The sequence below is a fragment of the Agrobacterium pusense genome, assembly GCF_013285525.1.
Classification (GTDB): domain Bacteria; phylum Pseudomonadota; class Alphaproteobacteria; order Rhizobiales; family Rhizobiaceae; genus Agrobacterium; species Agrobacterium pusense.
The window spans coordinates 1,413,762-1,433,633 of the sequence record NZ_CP053856.1 but is presented as its reverse complement, the minus strand read 5'-3'; the positions used below and the strand labels follow the sequence as shown (position 1 = coordinate 1,433,633).

Here is a 19,872-nt window from a genome sequence, read left to right as displayed (position 1 = left end):
GTCATCAGCCACCACGGAAGGCGTTCAGTTCGAACGAACTGAAGGCGGCGAGTGGCCAACGGTGCGTGGAGACGGGGGCGGAGGGGGCCATCATTGAACGGGCGGTTCACGTGTTGAGACCGGCAGGGGAGATCACGGCCACGGCAAGGGCGGCGGTAAATGCTGCTTTCGCGCACGTCACCCTAGGCGGCGGTGTGGGTCTTCGTGAGGCCGCCGCGATTGATGATTACGCGAGCCATGATGTGCTTGCCGCCCGCCGCGCCGAGGATGAAAAGGACGATTGGTCTGCGATCACGGTGGAGGACGTGGACCTCCACTCCGCCAGTCCTGCGTTTTTTGATGCCGAAGCAATGCGGTTTCATCTACCCGCCTACATGATCGCCGATCTCGACGGTTGTTACCGGCACGAGTTCGTGCCCCATCTGCGCGGCCGCCCGGAGAAATTTGCGCTGTTGAACGACGCTCAAAGGCGGGCCGTTGAATTATATTTGCACGCCCTCCTGCAGCGAAACTACCCGCCGTCTTACCAGACCGATGTAGAACAGGCGCTTGAGGAATGGCGGCAAGCCGCAGATCGTTAGGCCGGATTGATCACTCGTGTCTCAGGGCTTCGATCGGGCTGAGACTCGCCGCCCGCCGCGCGGGAAAATAGCCGAAAATCACGCCGATGGCGGCTGAAAAGGCGAAGGCGAGGAAGATGATCGATGGGCTGGTGACGAAAGGCACGTTGAGGAAGCTGACGACTGCGTAGGCGAGGCCGAGGCCGGTGAGGATGCCGACGATGCCGCCGAAGGCCGAGAGCATCACCGCTTCCACCAGAAACTGTGTCAGCACCTGTTTTTCCAATGCGCCGATGGCAAGCCGAATGCCGATCTCACGCGTGCGCTCCGTGACCGAGACCAGCATGATGTTCATGATGCCGATGCCGCCCACGAGAAGGCTGACGGCGGCGACCGCGCCGAGAAGCCCGGTGAGAAGCGTCGTCGTGCCGGTCATGGCGGAAGCGATCTGCGTCATGTCGTTGACAGTAAAATCATCCTCGCGGCCGATGTTGATGCGGCGGCGCTCGCGCAGCAGGTTTTGCAGGTCGCTCTGCACCTTGGCGGTGGAAACGCCATCCTGCGCCGAAACCATGATCGAGGAAATGGTGGTGGTGCCGCCAATGCGCCGCTGGTGGATTTTGAGCGGCATGATGATCGTGTCGTCCTGATCGTCGCCGAGGCCGGACTGGCCTTTGCGGGCGAGAACGCCAATGACGGGGCAGGAGATGTTGCTGACGCGGATCGTCTGTCCCACAGGGTTTTCCGCACCGAACAGTTCCTGACGCACGGTTTCGCCGATGATGCAGCCGATCTGACCGCCGCGATCTTCGGCGGGCTGGAAGTCACGACCCAGCGCGATCGTCCAGTCCTGGGCGATCAGGTAATCATTGGTGGTGCCGATGACGCTTGTCTGGTGGTTCTTGCCGCCGAAAATGACGGTTGCGGCGGAACTGCGGTTCTGCGGTGCGACGGCGCGGATGCCCGATATCTGGTTGCGTATCGCCTCGACATCGCGGTCATCGAAGCGCTTGGCCTCGGTGCTGGCGCGGCCGGGGCCGAACTGGCCGGGGCGCACGAACAGCATGTTGGTGCCGAGCCGTGACAGTTCCGATTTTACCTGCTCGGTCGTACCGTTGCCGATGGTGACCATGGCAATGACGGCGGCCACACCAATGACGACGCCGAGCACCGTGAGAAAGGAGCGCAACAGGTTGCGGCTGATGGCGCGCAGGGCAAGACGCGATGTTTCAAAGAACATCCAATGTCTCCTTATGATCCGCGGCGCTGTCGGAGGCGAGGTGGCCGTCGACAAAACGCAGCAGGCGCCCGGCATAAGCGGCGATGTCCTCCTCATGGGTTACCATGACGACGGTGATGCCCTTGTCGCGATTGAGCGAGGTTATCAGTTCCATGATTTCGACGCTGGTCTTCGTATCGAGATTGCCGGTCGGCTCGTCGGCCAGAAGCAGCGCGGGGCGGGTGACGATGGCGCGGGCAATGGCCACACGCTGCTGCTGGCCGCCGGAAAGCTCCTGCGTCGTGTGATCTTCGCGACCTTTCAGTCCCACCTGTGCCAGCGCCTCCATGGCGCGCTCCCGACGCTCTGAAGCTTTCATGCCCCGATAGATAAGCGGTAGTTCGACATTTTCCACCGCAGAGGTGCGGGAGAGAAGGTTGAAGCCCTGAAACACGAAACCGAGCATGTGCCGGCGCAAGAGCGTCAGATGTTCGTTATCGAAGCCGCTGGTCGGCACGCCCTGGAAGAGATATTCGCCAGCCGATGGGACGTCCAGACAGCCGATGATGTTCATCGAGGTGGATTTGCCCGATCCCGACGGTCCCATGATGGCGACGAATTCCTTCTCGCGGATCGACAGGCTGACGCCGTCGAGCGCGCGGATCGTCGCTTCGCCGCGACCATATTGCTTCACGACATCACGGAACTCGATGAGCGGCGGCTGTTGCATGCGCTTGTCCTCCGTCAGCCGGCGTTACGGGCCGTTGCGTCGGTAATTACCTGGTCATCGGCTTTCAGTTCGCCAGATTTCACCACGGTATGCTGGCCGTCGGTGGAGCCAGTTTCGATTGCGACGGAAACCGGATTGTTGTTGCGCAGCACCCAGACCGTCCTTTTACCCTGGGCGGCCTGGCCGGCATCGCGGTTTTGCGAGCGGCCCATGCGGGGCGGTCGGAACAGGCTCATCAACCCGCCCCCACGCGAAGCGGATTCGCGCGGCGGTGTATAACGAAGCGCGGAATTGGGTACCAGCAGGGCGTCCTTGATCTCTTCAACGATGATATTGGCCGTTGCCGTCATGCCGGGGCGAAGCAGCAGTTCTGCATTGTCGACCGTCAATATGCCCTTGTAGGTCACCACGTTGGATACGGTTTCCGAGGCGAAGCGCACGGTCTCGATCTCGGCCGGGAAGCTGCGGTCGGGATAGGCATCGACGTTGAATGTGGCCTTCTGCCCGGTTTCCACCTTGCCGACATCGGCCTCATCCACCGAGACCTGCAGCTCCATGTGGCGCAGATCGCCGGCGATGGTGAAGAGAACAGGGGCATTGAGCGAGGAGGCGACCGTGGCGCCGGGATCGACGCTGCGGGTGAGGATAACGCCATCGATGGGCGAAACGATCTTGGCCTTGCCCAGATTGACCTCGGCGAGTCGCAGATCCGCTTCCGCCGACAGCACGGTCGCCTCATTGACCTCAAGCGTTGCGGCCGCCGCATCATGGGTGAACTGCGCGGCGTCCAGATCCTGCTGGCTGGAGACGCGGTTCTGCACCAGAGATCGCAGGCGCTCCATGGATGTCTTTGCCGAGCCAAGGTCGGCGCGGGCCTTCAGCACATTGGCCTTGGCGGAAGCGAGCTTGGCGCGGGCGCTCTGCACGTCGGCTTCCAGCTTGTTGGTATCCAGCTCCGCCAGAACGTCTCCGGCCTTGACCGGGGTGTTGTAGGTGACGTTGACCTTGCGTACCGTGCCGGACAGTTCGCTCGATATATCAACCTGATCCGTCGGCTGAACCGAGCCGGTGGAGGTGACGATGACCGAGAGATCGCCCTGACGTGCTGCTTCCGTGGTGTAGCTATAAGCCACACCGCCTGCGCGTGACTGGTAATAATAACCAAGACCGCCGCCAATCAGCACAATGGCTGCTGCCACATAGAGGAACCGACGCGACTTTTTCTTGCGGCCGTTTCTGGTCGTCCCCAAAATCTCGCGCAGATCGGGCTGGCTGTTTTTGGTATCGCTGCCACTGGTATTGGCGTCATTCATTCTCGTCACCCGCAAAGTTCAAAATACTACAGAGAGTTGCCGCCGCTCTCCGGTTTGTTCGTCCGTCTGTCGCCGTTATATTCCTCTGATTGTGGGAAGTGACATAGCTTGCCCCAAGGGTGAAGTGAAAACTTGGTAATATTTATGATAGTTCTGGTCTGCTAGAGATAGGTATTCGAAAAGCCGATGCCACAGATGCGGCAGAGGTTTCAGCAGCGACATTCAGGACGATGATGAAATGAACGACAATGTGGTGAAGTTCCGCAAACCGGTGCCGCCGAAGAAGCCGCGCGAACCGCTCGGGCCAAAAGCGAAGAGGGCATTAACAATTGCGGCTGTCATATTGTTTTTCGCGGCCGCATGGGGCTATTTCACGCTGATGGGGCAGGGGTAGAGCAAAGTGCTGGCATAGGCGTTCTGCTTGGGAGCAGGATGGAAGTATGCAAATCGGCTAAAGCGGTGGGCCTCCGCCGCTCATTCTGATCACGGGGATTGGCCAAAGCGGTTGTCGGGCGACTACCGTGTCGCCCGACAAGTTGTCTTTAGCCGACTAGCCGCAAACGGGCATTTTCGAACGGATAACCTTCATCATCAATCGCGCGACGGGAAAGCTCCTGAAAGCCGAGCGATCTATAGAAGCCCATCGCCTGCACGTTTTCAGTATAGGCTTCAAGCGAAAGCTCGCCCTTCAAATTCAGCGCGTGCGAAACCAGTTTACGCCCGATACCGAGGCCTTGATGGCACGGGGAAACAAATAAGCCGCCGATGAAAGTGTCGAGCAGGCTGATAAAGCCCGCAGCTTGGCCGTTTAATGTTGCGACCCACGTTTGGGCGCCAGGCAAATATTGTTCCTCAATAAGTGCCTTTTGCTCCATCAAACGACGCTCGCCGATAAACGGATGAGCAAGCAACGAGGCTTCGAGCCAGATGTTGGAAAGTTTTACTGTGTCCGAGGCCTCGAAAGGCCGGATGATAACGTCCTCGAATTTCATGAGAACTCCGCAGAAAAGATATGCAAAAAGGTCCGGCTACCGATACTGGTGCCAGGTGAAGCCGCAAATTACGGTCGAAATCACAAGCCTCTGCGCATAAATCTCCTCTGCTATTGGGCGGCTTTTAGGGGACAGCAAACAATTGATCAATGACCGCAATTGGCGCTTCTGCGCGATTATGGCCGTCGGCCCTAAGCGGACGGCAAAATTACGCCGGCGCGCGATTTCCATTCCGAAGCAAGAACCGCGTAAATATACTCGTCTCCCCAGACGTCTCGGAAGCGGTCGTTCTGGATCAAATGCGCTTCTCGACGCAGTCCAAGGCGTTCAACAACGCCGACCGAACCCTCATTCGCAGCGTCCAGCCGCGCGAAGATTCGATGAAATCCGATTGACGAGAAGCCTATGCTGACCATCGCGCCAACAGCCTCCGTTGCATACCCGTTCCCCGCGAATTCTGGATTGAAAATATATCCAACCTCTCCCTGCAGTGCATCAACACTTGCCAGCTTCAACAGGACTTCACCGACCAGTGCGTTGTCAGCCTTTCGCTCGACGGCCAGTCGATAGGTGTCGCCATCCTTCTCAAATGGTGCCGCCAAAATCGCCGAGAACTGCTCTTGCAAAGCATCTCCAGTTGGAGGTGCAGCGTAAAGATACCGATAAACCTCCTGCAGAGAATGGTAGGCTGAATAGCCGGGGAAATCGCCTCTTGTGAATTCGCGCAGGACAAGGCGGTCCGTCGAAAGCGGTGCACCTAATTTTTGAAGTTGCATCAAGTACCTGACTGATTTTTGCCCCTCCGGGAACTCCGGGGCGGCCTCGTTACACTCGGCCTCTAGGTAGGTCGTCTTCCGTCGCTTACAATGGTACGACCCCTGCGCAATCCCGCCCGATCGATAACTTGCCGTGGCGGCTGCAAAAGGCGTTTGCCAACGGCATCATATCCAATACCTATCAACACGGCCGAGGGAGTGGATCGCATGAAAGGCTTTCGCGACAGTGTGTTGTTTCCGATCACCCTCTTGATCGGCGGCGTTATCGCGTTTTTTCTCTTTCTTTACCTGACTGGCCACGATCCGGACGAGCGACCTCTGACTTTGGTGGAATGGGTTATCGGCGGCGCGCTGATCGGACCGGGTTTCGGTTATCTCATAAAATGGACAAGAGCGAAGGATCGCCGGAGCGCAAATAAGGACTGAAACCGTATCTGCGATCGAACCCAAACCAGTCATTTGTGGGGAATTCAAGAAAGCGGTGGCGACCCCTGCAGGACTCGAACCTGCGACCTACTGCTTAGAAGGCAGTTGCTCTATCCAGTTGAGCTAAGGGGCCGTCATGCCGGGCAATCGATGCTCCGGCAAAAACTTTGGTCGTCGTGTTTCAGTGCGTCCAGGGCTGGGTGCGGTTGAAACGGAAATTGTCGGTGTAGGAAACCACCTTGCGAGTCGCCTCTTTCGGCTGGATCACGCGATATTCGATGCCCTTGCGCTGGGCATAGGCTTCGGCCTGTTCCTGTGTCTCGAATGTCAGCTTGACCTGCTGTTTCATGTCGGAACTGGAGGTGTAGCCCATGATCGGATCGATCTTGCGCGGAACCTCGGCGTCGAATTCCAGAACCCAGACATTGGTCTTCGCCTTGCCGGATTGCATGGCGGTTTTTGCAGGGCGGTAAATCTTCGCAGACATGTCGAAACTGCTCCGGTTGGACAGCGGGGTGAAACCCCGGATTATTCATCACGTACCTGAATAGAATAACCAAATCGTGTCAGGAACGTTGAATTTGAAATGGACCGAGTTCAAGTGAGAGTCAAGACGATTATCCCCTTGCTGTCGGTTCATGCGCTGCCCGTTCGACCTTAGGTTTTGCTCAACGGTGTCGCGGCTGAACAAAGATGAATTTCCCTGTTGCGGACTGCGTATGAACCGTGTATTCCCCAGCCATCGCCTCGGCGGAGTGTAGCGCAGTCTGGTAGCGCATCTGGTTTGGGACCAGAGGGTCGGGAGTTCGAATCTCTCCACTCCGACCATTTCATCTATTTGAAATGATTAGAACCCCTTGCATAGCAAGGCTTTTCCCCCATATTGACGTCACAAATCACGTCACAAAATGGGGTCCGAATGGCGGGCAAGCCTCAACATTGGAAAGAGCGAAACGGGCGGTATTCCGCAAGGATCGTTATACCGTCACCACTCCGGCCATATCTCGATAATCGGGCAGAACTCGAAATTCAGCTAGGTGGCGACCGGCGCACGGCCCTTCGCAACCATGCCGCCGCCGTTGCTTCGATGCAGAGGCAGATTGGCATTGCCCGACTGAAGCATGAAGCCGCGACCGGCCAGCAGCCGAAGCCAGCGGCCTATCCACTCACCGCCCAACAAATCGCCCTACGCGACTACCATAGCCAAATCAGCTTCGATGCTGAGATACGAGAGCATGACCCTCGCTATGCGCAGATTGACCCCGATCCGGCATATGACGCTCATCCGTTCCGCGACGGCTTCGCGGGTAAACTGTCAGACGACGAACTAGAAGAACTCGTCGGTTCGCGTATCGAGCGCACGCGCCTTGCAGGAAACACCGACGCCGTGAAGGGAACGCCGGAGTGGCGCGCATTGGCGCAGGCTTTATGTATCGCATCCTACGAGGCTGTTGCACGGCGCTACGAACGCAATGATGGCGATTTCAACGGCGAACCCTCTCACCCCATGCTTGTCGAAGCCATGAGACAGGAGGAAAGCCAGCCTTTAGCCTCGCCTTTTGCAGGCATAACGTTTGAGGACGTTATCAAGGAGCAGGAGCGACTAGCGTCCATCGGTCTCAGCCGTCCGAAGTCGGAAGCGACCTTAGAGAAGTATCGGAACGCGAAAGATGATTTTGAGACTTTCCGAAAAGATAAGGCCGTTGCGACGGTAACACTCGCAGAGGGCAGGGCGTGGCGTGATCACATGCTTGTCGATGGCAAGCTGTCCCGGAAGACCGTGCACGACAAAATCACCATCATCCGAACCCTGATGGGTGAGGCAAACAAGCAGGCCGAAAACCAGATGTTTCCACAAGGGGAGCCTTGGGCGGCTTTGGAGCTTCCGGTTGTCCAAAAGGGCGACAGTGCTGAACGGACCTATTCACTCAAAGATGCCCGCCATTTCCTCGAATTTGCCCGGAGTGCAACACGAGCAAGCTTTCGCTGGATACCGTGGATCATCGCCCATACCGGCGCACGGGTGAATGAAATTACAGTGCTGGAAAAACGCGATATCTTCGAAGTCGAAGGCTTCTGGTTCATTCATATCCGTGTTGGCGACGGGCGAAAGACAAAGACGCATAGGGCGCGAAAGGTGCCGGTGCATCCCGGATTGATCAAGGAAGGCTTCATCGAATGGGTGAAAGCACAACCAGACGGCAAGCTCTTTCCCGGCGGCAAGAATGAAGACCAGCGCTTGCGCGAGTGGATACATGAAAAGGTCTTTCCGAAGCGCACGGATTTGCCGCCACCAAACCACGGTTTCCGCCATCTTTTTGAAGACGCGCTGAGCGGTGGAGTGTCGGAACGGGCTGCACTTTACATCATGGGTAGGTCTTCAGGGTCATCCGCTGACGACTATGGCGGCAGCGACGTGAAACTTGTCGAGATCGCGAAACAGATGAAAACCGTGCGCGATATCATCACCTAGCACAAAATATCAGTTTTTCTGATTTAAAATCGATAATATATCAGTTTTTCTGAAGTTTCCTAACTAGTAGGGATTCACATTCGAATCCTGCCGTGAGATAATATTCCTAAATTTAATAGGAATGTTATCCAGATGGGTTTTTGGAGCGAAGTCAAAAACAAGATTGGAATAGGGGAGCGTAAAGCTTATCTCCTGTCCGATCCTGCTGTTTCAGAAATCTTCGGCGTTCGCTCTACTGCAAGCGGCGTAAGTGTCGGCGGCTTAGCTGCCCTCAACACTCCGGCTGTTCTTCAAGCCGTGCGCCTGATCTCGGAAACAATTGGTTCGCTGCCGGTGAAGCTCTACCGGGAACAGGCTGAAGCCAAGGAAATCGCGACCAAGCACACTGCTCATAAGATCGTCCATAAGCGGGCGAACGAATGGACGGGCGCAGGCGCAATTCGCACGCAGCTTACTTCCGACGCCCTGATTTACGGCAACGGTTTCGCCCGTGTCGTGCGATATCCCGATGGACGCCCGTTTGAGCTTATTCGGCTTTTGCCCGGCACTGTGTCAGTCATGGACGACGCCCTTGGCGCTGCCCCGCCGTTCTATCGCGTTTCCGAGAATGGTGGCTCCCGCGAATACTCGCACACCGAAATCCTCCATATTCCTTCTTTCCTCAATCGCTCCCCGATCTCGTTTGGCCGTGAAGCTATCGGCCTTGCATCCGTTCTGGAAAAGCATGGTGCAACGTTTTTCACCTCCGGCGCACGTCCAAACGCTATCATTTCCAATGAGAAGGCGCAGGGCGGGGAAGCTGGCGCAACTATCATTTCCAACATGCGCAAGAGCGTCCGGGAATGGATGCGCGGCGGTTCAGCCGACCCTTTAATTCTTGACGGCGGCTGGAAGTATGAAGCTCCGGCGCTCACTTCGACAGATAGCCAGTATGTCGAAAACCGCCTCGAACAGATCAACGAAGTTGCCCGTATCTTCGGCGTGCCACCGCACCTGCTTTTCCAGCTTGAGCGTGCGACGTGGAGCAACGCCGAACAGATGGGCGCAAGCTTCCTTCAGCTTTGCCTCCGGCCATGGCTCGACAAGTGGCAGGAAGCCCTTGCGACCGTTCTTCTGACCGAGATCGAACAGAACGACCATTGGTTCGAATTTGTTGTCGACGACCTGATGCGCGCCGACATGGCATCGCGCACGGCCAACATTACGGCGCTCGTCACCAATCGCGTCATGTCGCCCAACGAAGCCCGCGCCATCCTCAATATGCCGCCGCTTCCCGGTGGCGACGAGTTGATCAATCCCCATACCACCTCTGGCGCAACGCCTGTTGCGGCCCCCGAAAAGGAACCCGCCAAATGACGGAACACCGCGCCTTCTTTGGCGACGGCGAAAAAGCCTTTGCCTTCCCGACCCGAGACCTGATCATCGAGCTTGAAACGAAAACCGGCCATGGTGTCGGTGCGCTTTTCCGCCGTTTCCGCGATACCAGTTACAGCTTCACAGACGTTTCCGAGATCATCCGGCTTGGCTTGATCGGCGGCGGCACTGCCCCCGAAGAAGCCCACCGGCTCGTGTCTGTCTATGTCATCGGCAGGCCGCTGGCCGAAGTTTTTGCCGTTGCAGACGGCGTTATCACCAGCCTGTTCTTCGGCGTTGAAGCCGTGAATGACGCAATCTCGCAGGTGGCAGAATGACAGCCGCCGCCAGCACCATCGAAACAGGCAACCTCGAAATCAAGGCTGAAGTGTCGATTGACGACACCGGCACCGTGACCGGAATCGCTTGGCCGTTCGGCCAGCCTGACAGCTACGGCGATCTTATTGAGCCATCCGCCTTCAGCTTCGCCCCGCGTGTCCCGATGATCGTGGAGCATGAGCAGAAAAGCGTCGTCGGCGTCTGGGAATCCTATTCTGTCACCGGCAAAGGACTTGAGGTCAAAGGCCGTCTGTTCGTTGAAGGCATCGAACCTGCCCGGCAGGCCCGGCTTGCCCTTCAGCGTGGCACCATGTCCGGCCTGTCCATCGGATATCGCCTTCATGAAGCAAAGGCACGTCCGGCAGGTGGCCGCGTTCTGACGGCTCTCACAATCAATGAAATCTCCCTTTGCAAACGCCCGGTCCACCCGGACGCTCGCATTACCGAGACAAAGTCTCACCCCCTCAACGTTGAACAGGAAAACCCCAAAATGGAAAATGCAGAGCAGAACAAGCCGGTGGCGAATGCCGACCCGGTTGTGAGCGCCGAAGAAATCAAGGCGCTCAAGGACGATATCGCAACGATGCAGGCCAAGCTTAACCGCCGCCCTGCCGCCGACAACAACAATCACCCCAAGGCTTCGAATGACAACGGCAACGAAGTCAAATCCTTCTCGGATTTCGTTCGCACGGGCGATGCTTCCGAAGTGAAGGCACTCGCTTATGGCGGTTCCTCCACAGGTGGCATTCTCGCACCGGAAGCCGTTGCCACGACCATTCTCGAAAAGGTGGCCGAATACTCTCCGGTTCGCGGCCTTGCCCAGACCATCGCCATGTCCGGCCCGTTGCTTCAGCTTCCGCGCCTTGTCGATGAAGTCACCCCGGCACCTCGCGCCGAAACCGCCACCGCTGCCGAAGATGAGCCTTCGTTCGAACAGATCGACCTCAAGCCGTTCGAAATGGCCGTCACGGTTCCGGTGACACGCATCCTGCTGGAAGACGCCCAGATCGACCTTGCCGCTTTCCTTTCCAATCACATCGCCCGCCGTTTCGGCCAGATCGAAGCATCGTGGTTCGTCAACGGCAATGGCACGACGCAGGCAGAAGGCGTCCTGAAGTCTACTGACGTGGAAGAGGTCGCCGTTGCCACTGCCGCTGGCTTCAACGCGGAAGCCCTGATCGATCTCTATTATTTCATCAAGACGAGCTATTCCGTGAACGGTTCGTGGCTGATGAACCGCAAGACCATGAGCGTTGTTCGCAAGCTCAAGGATAGCGACGGAACCTATATCTGGCAGCCCGGTATCACCGCAGGCCAGCCTTCGTTGCTTCTGGGCCGTCCGGTTTACGAAGCCGTGGACGCGCCGGACATCGCAGCCGGTAAAACCCCGATCATCTTTGGCGATTTCGCCAGCGGTTACGCCATCGCTGATCGTGTCGGCTTCGACATCATCCGCGACGACATCACCGGCGCTGGTAACGGCGTGGTCAAGCTGCACGCCCGCCGCCGTGTCGGTGGCCGCGTGATCATGGGTGAAGCCCTCGCCAAGCTCAAGATCACGGCCTAAGCCATGAGAAAGCAGCGCGCATCGTTCGAACAGGTGGAAATCAGTCATGGCGGTATCGCCGTGACCCTTCGCCCTTCGTTGCGCGCTGCCACCATCCTTGAAGAGCGTTTCGGCCTTCCGGCGCTTCATGCTGCCTTGGAAGACCTGAACTACACAGTTATCTCCGAGATCATTCTGGTATCCGATAGCAGCGGCAACCAGAATGCAGCGGCCTTCCTGACTGCCGTGCAGCGAAGGCCGCTTTTCCCTTTCTTTCTCGCTGTTCGTGCGCCGTTGTTCGAACTTGTGTCCATGCTGACGCCAGCACCGGAAAAACATGTGCAACGGTCGCACGCGACCGGCAAGCAGGTGACATGGGCCGAAGTATTTGCTGCCCTCTATGACCGTGCGACCGGCTGGCTTGGCTGGACACCAGAGCAGGCATGGAACGCCACACCTACCGAAATCGACCGGGCCTACAGAGCACATCTTGAGAAGCTGAAAGCCATTCACGGCGGCGGTTCCGACGAGAAAGAACCAGACCCCGAACAGGCAGAGCGCAACATTGCCGCTGGCCTTGATCCTGAATTTGACCGTGGCGGGCTTCAGGCACTCAAATCTTCCGGGAGGCGCAAATGAGCAAGCCCCCACGGATTTGCGCATGTGGCACCGTTTTTCCCCACGGCCAGCTTTGCCAGTGCCAGGAGAAGGCCAAGCGCGAACGAAATGCCCGCCATGATGCCCGCCGCCCTTCAGCAGCCCTTCGCGGTTATAACCATGAGTGGCGTAAAGCCCGTGGTGAATATCTGCGTGCACACCCCTCTTGCCGGATGTGCGGGAACCTCGCCACCGTTGTCGATCACGTCATTCCCCATCGCGGCGATAAGCGCCTGTTCTGGTTTCGCGGAAACTGGCAATCCCTTTGCACGCCTTGCCATAGCTCAACCAAACAGCGGCAGGAGCGCGGCCTGCAATGACGCCCGAAACCATCCTTGAACATGACCGCATCCAGCAACCCATTATTGAATGGGCGCTCGACTACGGCATCACCCCGGCCATCATCATCGGACGCCTTGAGCGTGGCCTGTCCATCGCAGACGCAATCACCATCCCTATGAAGATCGGCCATCAACACCAGCGCTTGCCGATCTTCAGTAATACACAGGTCAACGCCAAACCTGAGGCCGTGGTGGAAAAGCACACTGCCAATGGTGAAACCAAAACGACAGCCGAATGGGCCGCTTATATCGGCGTGTCAAAACCGACACTCGACAAATGGCTCAGCAACCTCACCATCGAGCAAGCTATCGCACACGGCGAGAAGACCAAAACTACGCGGCCCAATGCCCTCCATACATATGAAGGCCAGAGCAAGACACTTACGGAGTGGGCCGCTTATATAGGTGTCGAAATCGGCACACTCTACGGTCGCCTTAGGACTATGACGCTTGCCGAAGCACTCGCAATGCCACCTGTGAAGGGCCGCGTCGCCAAGCTTCATACCATCAATGGTGAGAGCAAGACCTTTGCGCAATGGTGTGCTGTTCACGGCAAGGTCAAATCCACCGTTGCCAATCTCATGAAGCGCCGTGGCCTCACACTCGAAGAAGCCCTCATCGCACGCAAGCCCATCAATACCCCTCGGGGGGTGTCTGGCGATTTGGATGCTGGTTTAGGGACCGGCGCGGGGAGGTTTGTTCAAGAAAATCCCGAAATAATCTTTCACAAGGAAGCAGCGGAATGACGGGCATCACCCACGATCTCGCAAAGCAGCACATGCGCATCGATCACCATGAGGAAGACGCGCTGATCATGCTCTACATTGAGGCAGCAGAGCAGTATGTCGCGAATTATATCGGCAGGTCGCTTGATGATTTCGACCCGTTTCCGTCTGATCTGAAAGTCGCGATCCTCCGGCTCGTGGCCTTTTATTATGAAGTCCGTAACGTCGCGACATTCGGGATTTCCAGCCAGATCGCACCCCAGACCATCACCCAGACGCTCGATAACTACCGGGAAAGTTGGTTCCACGATGGCGAATGACGGGCTGGACGATCTCATGAAAGCATTTGACCGGGTGAAAAAAGCTCCGCGTGATGCCGTGCTTAAAGCCCTGACGACCTCCGCAGAGTCGATTGCATCCACCCAGCGCGCCCTTGCGCCGGAAGATACAGGCGCGCTGAAAGACTCCATTGCCGTCACGCTGCCCGGCCAGTCCACCCCGCCCTATAGCCAGCTCGGTGGCAACCGTGTGGCCGGTGACAACCAAGTCATCATCACGGGAGGCGACACCGACACGCGCTATCCGCATCTGGTCGAATACGGCACCAGCAAAGCCGATGCACAACCCTTCTTCTGGCCGGCATTCCGGCTTCAGCGCAAACGCGCACAGCAACGTATCGACCGGGCAGGCCGCAAGGCGATCCGGGACGCATGGAATGGAAAGACTAGCTAATGAGTATCGAACCTGTTCTGATGCTTCAAAAAGCGATCCGAACCCGCCTTATCAACAAGCCGGAAGTCACCGACCTTGTGGATGCCAGCCATATTCGGGCAGGCAGCACACGGCCCGACAAGACGCCCTGCATCGTGATTGCAGACGGCAACACCGCATTGCATGGCAATGACTATCGCGCTCAAAGCGCAGCATGGGTCTTTCTGGACCTGCATATCTGGACGTTGAATGCCGGACAGGATGCAGCGAAAGAAATCGCAGCAACAGTTAACGCCGCCCTGTCCAAATACAATCTTTCCAATGAGATGCAGAGCGCTGGCGCTTACTGCGATCATTTCAAGGTGACGGATATTAGGCATGTCCGCGACCCTGACCCGGCCTATGGTCATTCAATCGTGAGCGTGGAAGCGCTTATCCGGTGGCTGGCATGATCAATATTGGCCGTATGGATCGACGTGTCGCCATCGAGCGACAAACCGAAATTGTGAAACCCTCTGGCGACGTGGTGAAAACATGGACGACGATCGCCGTTGTTTGGGCCGAAATCATCCAGCAGTCTGCCACGGAATTCTTCACCGGCTACGGCGAAGCTGAAACCGGCAGCGTGATTTTCCGCATCCGATACCTACCCGGCATCACCACGGCAGATCGCGTCACATATAACGGTAGTGGATACGGACTGAAGGAAATCAAAGAACTTGGCAGATACGAAGCCCTTGAGTTGCGCGGGGAGGTTCTACTTTGACTATTGCAATCAAGACAAGAAATAAGTATGGTTTTCATAGTGCGCCATTGGTGGAAATGGTAGACACGCGGTATTGCCTAAACACTCCAGCGGTGTGTTTAGGAATACCGTGGGGAAACTCTTGCAGGTTCAAGTCCTGCATGGCGCACCAACTTCCCGAGGCTTTATAATGCGTGGCCTCAAACCATCCGTGATCATTCCCGGTTCTTCTACTGTGCTTACGGTCCCGAAGCCTCCGGCCTATCTTTCTCGTGACGCTAAGGCTGAATGGAAGCGCGTTGCGCATATCCTCACTCACGAGCGCAAAGTCCTAACCGAAGCCGATCTTGCAGCGCTGGAAAATTATGTGATCGCTGTCGCCACTATGCGGGAGGCACACCGTGAATTGCAGACCTCTGGCCTGATGATCAACGGCAAACGGAACCCTGTCTCTACGATCCTTAAAGACAGCCAAATGCTTTCACTTCGCGCAGCTTCGGAACTTGGCCTGACGCCCGCCGCACGATCACGCGCAACGATTATGCGACTCGGCTCCGACGATGACGACGATAACCCGTTGGCGGTGGTGTAATGGCAGGCACCTACCCGGATTGGGTTTTCGATAACAGTCCTATTGAAGACCCGTTCGGTTACGGGGAGCGCGCCGTGCGCTTCCTTCGCATGCTTCGCCATCCATCCAGCAGCGCGCCCAAACGAGCCTTCACGCTCACCCGCTGGCAAGAGCGAATCGTCCGGCGCATCTATGGCCCACGCACGCCAGACGGTCAGATGATCGTGAAATCGGTTTTGCTTTTGATGCCGAGAGGCCAACGCAAAACCACACTGGCCGCAGCACTGGCGTTGCTTCACACCATCGGCCCGGAAGCCGTTCCCGGTGGACAGGCGATCTTCGCGGCCAAAGACAGCGATCAAGCCAAGATCGCCTTCGAAGAGGCTGCTGGCATCATCCGGGAGGATAAGCGGCTGGTTCGTGCCACGAAGATTTACGGCAGCAAAACCGGCAAGCGTCTGATCAATTGCGACGTGAAGAAATCCAGCCTTGAGGTTCTGTCATCGGATGGCGGCAAAGCCCACGGTCTCTCGCCCACGTTCATTCTTTGCGACGAGCTTCATGTTTGGAAAAATCGGGAATTGCACGAAGCGCTTAAAAGCTCCCGCGTGAAGAAACGCCCGTTGACGATCATCGCCAGCACGGCAGGCGCTGGAAACGAAAACCTGCTTTATGATGAGTATGTAAACGCCTGTAAGATCGCGACAGGCGAGAAATTTAATCCGTCATATCTGCCCATCTTGTTCATGGCCGACCCGGACGATGCATGGGACGACCCGGCGACATGGCACAAGGCGAACCCCGGCCTTGCTGACGGCTTCGTGTCGATTGAGGAATTTGAGAACCTTGTCACCGACGCCAGAGACAGACCGCAAGAGCGCTTCGCCTTCCTGCAATACAACCTGAATATCTGGCAGGGCGCATCCCGCGAACCCTTGTTCGACATGGGTATTTATGACGAAGGCCACGACCCTAATTTCGATCTGGCCGAACTCGAAAGCCTGCCTTGTTACATTGGCGTGGACATGTCGGTTAATGGCGACCTGACAGCAATTGTTGCCGCTTGGAAGCACGGCGACGGGCGTATCTTCACGCACCCGTGGTTCTTCGTTCCGGGTGATGACCTGAAAGCCAGAGCCGTCAAAGACGCCGTGCCTTACGAGCAATGGAAGGCTGACGGCCACGTCATCACGATTGACGGCCCCGTGATCGAACCGGAAGCCATCGAACAGCATATACGCGATCTTTGCGCCACCTATGACGTGCGTGAGATCGCCTTCGATCCGTATCTTGCCCGCAAGACCATGCAGCGCCTTCACGATGACGGCTTGCCAGCTATCGAAATGCGACAGGCACCGCTCACCATGGGACCGGCGATTGGCGACCTTGAGCGCACCGTCAACGGTCGCATGATCCGCCACAACGCCCACCCGGTTCTTCGGCACCATTTTGATAGCGTCGTCGCCAGCCGTGGCGATACCGGCCTTGTTCGAATGCACAAGGACAAACGCACAGATCGTATCGACGGCGCTGTTGCGGCCGCCATGGCAGTGTCCCGTGCCATCCAGAGCGATAACCAGCGGTCAATCTATGACCTCCCTGAAGATGATTTTGACCGGCTGATGCAGGCCGCAGCATAGGAGTTTTAAAATGGCAGACGAAGGCCAGCAGTTGCTTATTACGCTCGCGGCGCGTTTTGACCGGTATGAGCGGGATATGGAGCGCCAGAAACAGCGTTCCCGAACCGGCTTTAAACAGATGCAGACCGACGCCGAAAAGGCTGGTTCCGGTATAGAGAAGGCCATGGGTAGCGCCATGAAGACGGTTGGTGCTTTCGGCAAAGGCTTGGCCGGTGGCATCATCGGCGGGCTTGCTATCGGTGGGCTTGATGCGATCATCGGGCGCGTGGGGGAACTGACAAAGGGCATCGCCAATATCGGAAGCGAGGCGAAGCGTGCCGGTTTGTCTAATCAGGCGTTTCAAGAGCTTTCACACGTTGCCAATCAGGCGCGCATTCCGGTGGATGCCCTTGTCGATGGCATGAAAGAATTGAACCTCCGGGCTGATGAGTGGATCGTCACTGGTAGCGGTTCCGCCGCCGAAGCCTTCCAGCGCCTTGAATACACCGCCGCCGACCTGAAAAAGAAGCTTGCCGACCCTAGCGCCCTGCTTGTCGAGATCGTGGACCGGCTTCAGCAATTCGACCGTGCCGCCCAGATTCGTATCAGCGACGAGTTGTTCGGCGGAACGGGCGGTGAGCGCTTCGTGGAGCTTCTGTCTCGTGGCGCGGCGGGTATCCGTGCTACCATAAAAGAGGCGCACGACCTTGGCCTTATCATTAATGACGAGGTCATCCAGCGCGCTGATGAACTCGATCGAAAATTTCTGAAGATCACCACGACCATCGGCACAGGGCTGAAGCAGTCTATCGTCGGCCTTGTCGGCGCGATGGATGACTTTTTGGACAGGTGGAACCAGATTGATGAGCAATCGACACGCAACGTGCAGCGGGCGCTCTCTGACGTCTATTCGGAGTTGCAGGCGGAGAAGCAGCGCCTTGCCGATCTGCAATCTACCACGATGGGAACGCCAGCAGACGAAATGAACCTCCGGCAGTCCCGGCAGGAAGTCGAGCGCCTTACAGCCGAAGCGGTAAAGCTTCGCGACATTCTGGACCGGCGACAGGGCTATGACGAGAATTTCGTCTACAAAACCGGACAGGACGCCAAGGGCGCAGCGCCGCCGATTGTTGACCTCAACAATGCCATGGGCGGCACCAACAGCGCCGCCGCCAAGGCAACGGAAAACATCAAATCCTTTGGCGATGCGATCCGGGCGCTGAAGAACGAAGTCCCGGAACTGGCGAAGTCGCTGGCCGATTTGGATAAGAAAGCCCAGATTGATGCCGTCTATCGGAAGTCGCTTTCGATGGCACAGGGCCAGCGTGAGATCGCCCTTGCGAATGAAATGCGTGGTAAGGCGCTGGCTTCGGTCAATCTGAAATCGGCAACCGATGACCCGGCCACCTACCTGTCTTCCGTTTTGGCATCTGGCAAGAGCGCCAGCCATGTAACCGGCATGCAGGCGAATTTTCAAAAAAACCTTGCCGCCATGATCGCCAGCATGCCGAAGGAATTGCAGGGCAGCGTCACGGTCAATTCCGGTTTCCGTTCGGTGGAGCGCCAGCAGCAGCTTTGGCTTGAAGCCCTGAAAAAATATGGCTCCCCTGAAGCCGCCCGGAAGTGGGTTGCACCGCCCGGTAACAGCCAGCACAACAAGGGCAACGCCGCCGACCTGGGTTATGGTTCCGACGCTGCCCGCAAATGGGTGCATGCGAACGCCAGTAACTTCGGCCTGTCTTTCCCTATGAGCCATGAGCCTTGGCATGTGGAGGATAGTTCCGCCCGTTCCAAGGATACCGCCGCCGAAATCGAGCGATTGACGCAGGTCGCAACCCGGCAGGCAGATGCTTATTCCCAGATCACGGCGGGCGCACGGGAATACACCAACGCACAGCGCACCGAACAGCAAGCGCTTGGTTTGACCGAGCAGGCGGCAGCGGCGCTCCGGTATGAGCAGCAGATGCTTGCTGAAGCGCAGCGTGCAGGCATCGCCCTGTCACCACAGCAACGCAGCGAGATTGCCCAACTTGCGCAGGGAATGGCCGCAGCCGAAACCAGCACCGAAGCCTTGCGACTGAAGCAGGAACAGCTTTCCGAAGCCGGGAATTTCTTTGGCGGACAAATGGTGGACGCGCTCTCCGGCATCATCACCGGCACCACGACATGGCAGCAGGCACTTCAAGGCATCTTGCAGTCGCTCGTCAAAGTCGGCCTGCAAGCCGCGCTTCTCGGAACCGGCCCTCTTGCCGGTCTGTTCGGCGGCTCTGGTGGTAGTTCGTCCGGTGGCATGGGTGGCATTCTTGGCGGTCTTCTCGGTGGCCTGTTTGGCTTTGAGAGCGGCGGCTATACCGGCGATGGCGGCAAGAGTGAACCGGCTGGCGTGGTTCACAAGGGCGAGTATGTCTTGAGCAAACGCGCAGTTGAACGTCTCGGCGTCCAGAACCTCGACCGGATGCACCGTGGAGCGCTCAAAGGCTTTGAGAGCGGCGGATACGTCGCAGATACACCAAGGCTCTCGGCGGGCTTTTCCGGTGGCGTGAGCGCAGCCCCGGTTCAAGCGATCTCGATTTCCGCGCCTGTTACCGTTAATGGTAGCTCTGGCACTCCCGAGCAAAATGCCGATCTTGCCGCAAAAGTGTCCAAGGAAATGGAGGCAACAATGCGCGGCGTTGTTGCTTCTGAACTCGCTAGACAAGCCAGACCGGGGAATTGGGGCAATTCGCGGTCCCGCTAACGAAGCAGCCAAAATAAAAGGGGAAGCGGCTCGTCGGCG

The 19,872-nt window shown here is 57.4% G+C and carries 23 protein-coding genes and 3 tRNA genes; 19 read left to right on the top strand and 7 right to left on the bottom strand.

All coding sequences use genetic code 11. The annotated features are described in order from the left end of the window. The first annotated feature begins 65 nt into the window (after nucleotides 1-65). Nucleotides 66-581, top strand: coding sequence for a DUF6714 family protein (locus HQN82_RS07060; protein ID WP_004442379.1), 516 nt, complete (start codon nucleotides 66-68; stop codon nucleotides 579-581). A 10-nt stretch (nucleotides 582-591) separates the two neighbouring features. Here the strand turns inward: HQN82_RS07060 and HQN82_RS07055 are convergent, their stop codons facing one another. Genes HQN82_RS07055 through HQN82_RS07045 form a run of 3 tightly spaced genes read right to left on the bottom strand, consistent with a single transcriptional unit; the run spans nucleotide 592 to nucleotide 3,822 of the window. Further along, the gene (locus HQN82_RS07055) at nucleotides 592-1,800 is read right to left on the bottom strand and encodes an ABC transporter permease (RefSeq protein WP_004442376.1); all 1,209 of its coding nucleotides are present in this window, start codon (nucleotides 1,798-1,800) and stop codon (nucleotides 592-594) included. Next, nucleotides 1,790-2,509, bottom strand: a complete 720-nt coding sequence (locus HQN82_RS07050; protein WP_004442374.1) for an ABC transporter ATP-binding protein — start codon at nucleotides 2,507-2,509, stop codon at nucleotides 1,790-1,792. Before HQN82_RS07050 ends, HQN82_RS07055 begins: the two co-directional genes overlap by 11 nt. A 14-nt stretch (nucleotides 2,510-2,523) precedes the next feature. Further along, the gene (locus tag HQN82_RS07045) at nucleotides 2,524-3,822 is read right to left on the bottom strand and encodes an efflux RND transporter periplasmic adaptor subunit (protein ID WP_112554548.1); all 1,299 of its coding nucleotides are present in this window, start codon (nucleotides 3,820-3,822) and stop codon (nucleotides 2,524-2,526) included. 238 nt (nucleotides 3,823-4,060) lie between these two features. On the opposite strand from HQN82_RS07045, the gene HQN82_RS07040 reads away from it, so the two are divergent. Then, on the top strand, nucleotides 4,061-4,216 hold the full coding sequence (locus HQN82_RS07040; protein WP_006698800.1) for a hypothetical protein: 156 nt from the start codon (nucleotides 4,061-4,063) through the stop codon (nucleotides 4,214-4,216). Nucleotides 4,217-4,364: 148 nt separating this feature from the next. Here the strand turns inward: HQN82_RS07040 and HQN82_RS07035 are convergent, their stop codons facing one another. Further along, nucleotides 4,365-4,814 (bottom strand): GNAT family N-acetyltransferase, encoded by a 450-nt coding sequence (locus HQN82_RS07035; protein WP_006698801.1) that lies wholly within the window; start codon nucleotides 4,812-4,814, stop codon nucleotides 4,365-4,367. A gap of 191 nt (nucleotides 4,815-5,005) precedes the next feature. Then, nucleotides 5,006-5,590: a GNAT family N-acetyltransferase gene (locus tag HQN82_RS07030; RefSeq protein ID WP_004442364.1), complete on the bottom strand. Its 585-nt coding sequence runs from the start codon at nucleotides 5,588-5,590 to the stop codon at nucleotides 5,006-5,008. Between the two features lie 207 nt (nucleotides 5,591-5,797). On the opposite strand from HQN82_RS07030, the gene HQN82_RS07025 reads away from it, so the two are divergent. Beyond that, complete coding sequence (locus HQN82_RS07025) at nucleotides 5,798-6,016, top strand: hypothetical protein (protein WP_173614714.1); 219 nt, start codon at nucleotides 5,798-5,800, stop codon at nucleotides 6,014-6,016. A gap of 56 nt (nucleotides 6,017-6,072) precedes the next feature. Here HQN82_RS07025 and HQN82_RS07020 read toward each other — a convergent pair. Both HQN82_RS07020 and HQN82_RS07015 read right to left on the bottom strand, forming a co-directional pair. Then, a tRNA-Arg gene (locus HQN82_RS07020) sits at nucleotides 6,073-6,149 on the bottom strand. A gap of 48 nt (nucleotides 6,150-6,197) precedes the next feature. After that, nucleotides 6,198-6,503, bottom strand: coding sequence for an ETC complex I subunit (locus tag HQN82_RS07015; protein ID WP_004442361.1), 306 nt, complete (start codon nucleotides 6,501-6,503; stop codon nucleotides 6,198-6,200). Between the two features lie 264 nt (nucleotides 6,504-6,767). Here HQN82_RS07015 and HQN82_RS07010 point away from each other — a divergent pair. From HQN82_RS07010 to HQN82_RS06935, 16 genes are all read left to right on the top strand, one after another. Further along, nucleotides 6,768-6,844, top strand: a tRNA-Pro gene (locus tag HQN82_RS07010). Nucleotides 6,845-6,935: 91 nt separating this feature from the next. Then, nucleotides 6,936-8,489, top strand: coding sequence for a site-specific integrase (locus tag HQN82_RS07005; RefSeq protein ID WP_173614713.1), 1,554 nt, complete (start codon nucleotides 6,936-6,938; stop codon nucleotides 8,487-8,489). Nucleotides 8,490-8,621: 132 nt separating this feature from the next. Then, on the top strand, nucleotides 8,622-9,845 hold the full coding sequence (locus tag HQN82_RS07000) for a phage portal protein (RefSeq protein WP_173614712.1): 1,224 nt from the start codon (nucleotides 8,622-8,624) through the stop codon (nucleotides 9,843-9,845). Continuing rightward, nucleotides 9,842-10,180, top strand: a complete 339-nt coding sequence (locus HQN82_RS06995) for a gene transfer agent family protein (RefSeq protein ID WP_065659274.1) — start codon at nucleotides 9,842-9,844, stop codon at nucleotides 10,178-10,180. The genes HQN82_RS07000 and HQN82_RS06995 overlap by 4 nt, the downstream gene beginning before the upstream one ends. Further along, nucleotides 10,177-11,748, top strand: a complete 1,572-nt coding sequence (locus HQN82_RS06990; protein ID WP_173614711.1) for a phage major capsid protein — start codon at nucleotides 10,177-10,179, stop codon at nucleotides 11,746-11,748. Before HQN82_RS06995 ends, HQN82_RS06990 begins: the two co-directional genes overlap by 4 nt. Nucleotides 11,749-11,751: 3 nt before the next feature. Beyond that, a complete protein-coding gene (locus HQN82_RS06985; protein WP_173614710.1) occupies nucleotides 11,752-12,366 on the top strand; it encodes a hypothetical protein in 615 nt (204 codons plus the stop codon). After that, nucleotides 12,363-12,704, top strand: coding sequence for an HNH endonuclease (locus HQN82_RS06980; protein WP_173614709.1), 342 nt, complete (start codon nucleotides 12,363-12,365; stop codon nucleotides 12,702-12,704). Before HQN82_RS06985 ends, HQN82_RS06980 begins: the two co-directional genes overlap by 4 nt. Beyond that, the gene (locus HQN82_RS06975) at nucleotides 12,701-13,471 is read left to right on the top strand and encodes a hypothetical protein (RefSeq protein ID WP_173614708.1); all 771 of its coding nucleotides are present in this window, start codon (nucleotides 12,701-12,703) and stop codon (nucleotides 13,469-13,471) included. Before HQN82_RS06980 ends, HQN82_RS06975 begins: the two co-directional genes overlap by 4 nt. Further along, complete coding sequence (locus HQN82_RS06970; protein WP_013636361.1) at nucleotides 13,468-13,770, top strand: head-tail connector protein; 303 nt, start codon at nucleotides 13,468-13,470, stop codon at nucleotides 13,768-13,770. The genes HQN82_RS06975 and HQN82_RS06970 overlap by 4 nt, the downstream gene beginning before the upstream one ends. Further along, complete coding sequence (locus tag HQN82_RS06965) at nucleotides 13,760-14,182, top strand: HK97-gp10 family putative phage morphogenesis protein (protein ID WP_173614707.1); 423 nt, start codon at nucleotides 13,760-13,762, stop codon at nucleotides 14,180-14,182. The genes HQN82_RS06970 and HQN82_RS06965 overlap by 11 nt, the downstream gene beginning before the upstream one ends. Further along, entirely contained in the window at nucleotides 14,182-14,613 is a 432-nt protein-coding gene (locus HQN82_RS06960) for a DUF3168 domain-containing protein (RefSeq protein ID WP_173614706.1), read from the top strand. Before HQN82_RS06965 ends, HQN82_RS06960 begins: the two co-directional genes overlap by 1 nt. Next, nucleotides 14,610-14,927 (top strand): phage head closure protein, encoded by a 318-nt coding sequence (locus HQN82_RS06955; RefSeq protein WP_173614705.1) that lies wholly within the window; start codon nucleotides 14,610-14,612, stop codon nucleotides 14,925-14,927. The genes HQN82_RS06960 and HQN82_RS06955 overlap by 4 nt, the downstream gene beginning before the upstream one ends. Nucleotides 14,928-14,968: 41 nt before the next feature. After that, nucleotides 14,969-15,078, top strand: a tRNA-OTHER gene (locus HQN82_RS06950). Between the two features lie 18 nt (nucleotides 15,079-15,096). Then, a complete protein-coding gene (locus tag HQN82_RS06945) occupies nucleotides 15,097-15,498 on the top strand; it encodes a phage terminase small subunit P27 family (protein WP_173614704.1) in 402 nt (133 codons plus the stop codon). Further along, complete coding sequence (locus HQN82_RS06940; protein WP_173614703.1) at nucleotides 15,498-17,117, top strand: terminase large subunit; 1,620 nt, start codon at nucleotides 15,498-15,500, stop codon at nucleotides 17,115-17,117. The genes HQN82_RS06945 and HQN82_RS06940 overlap by 1 nt, the downstream gene beginning before the upstream one ends. Before the next feature lie 10 nt (nucleotides 17,118-17,127). Further along, nucleotides 17,128-19,833, top strand: a complete 2,706-nt coding sequence (locus HQN82_RS06935) for a D-alanyl-D-alanine carboxypeptidase family protein (protein ID WP_173614702.1) — start codon at nucleotides 17,128-17,130, stop codon at nucleotides 19,831-19,833. The last annotated feature ends 39 nt before the right edge of the window (nucleotides 19,834-19,872 follow it).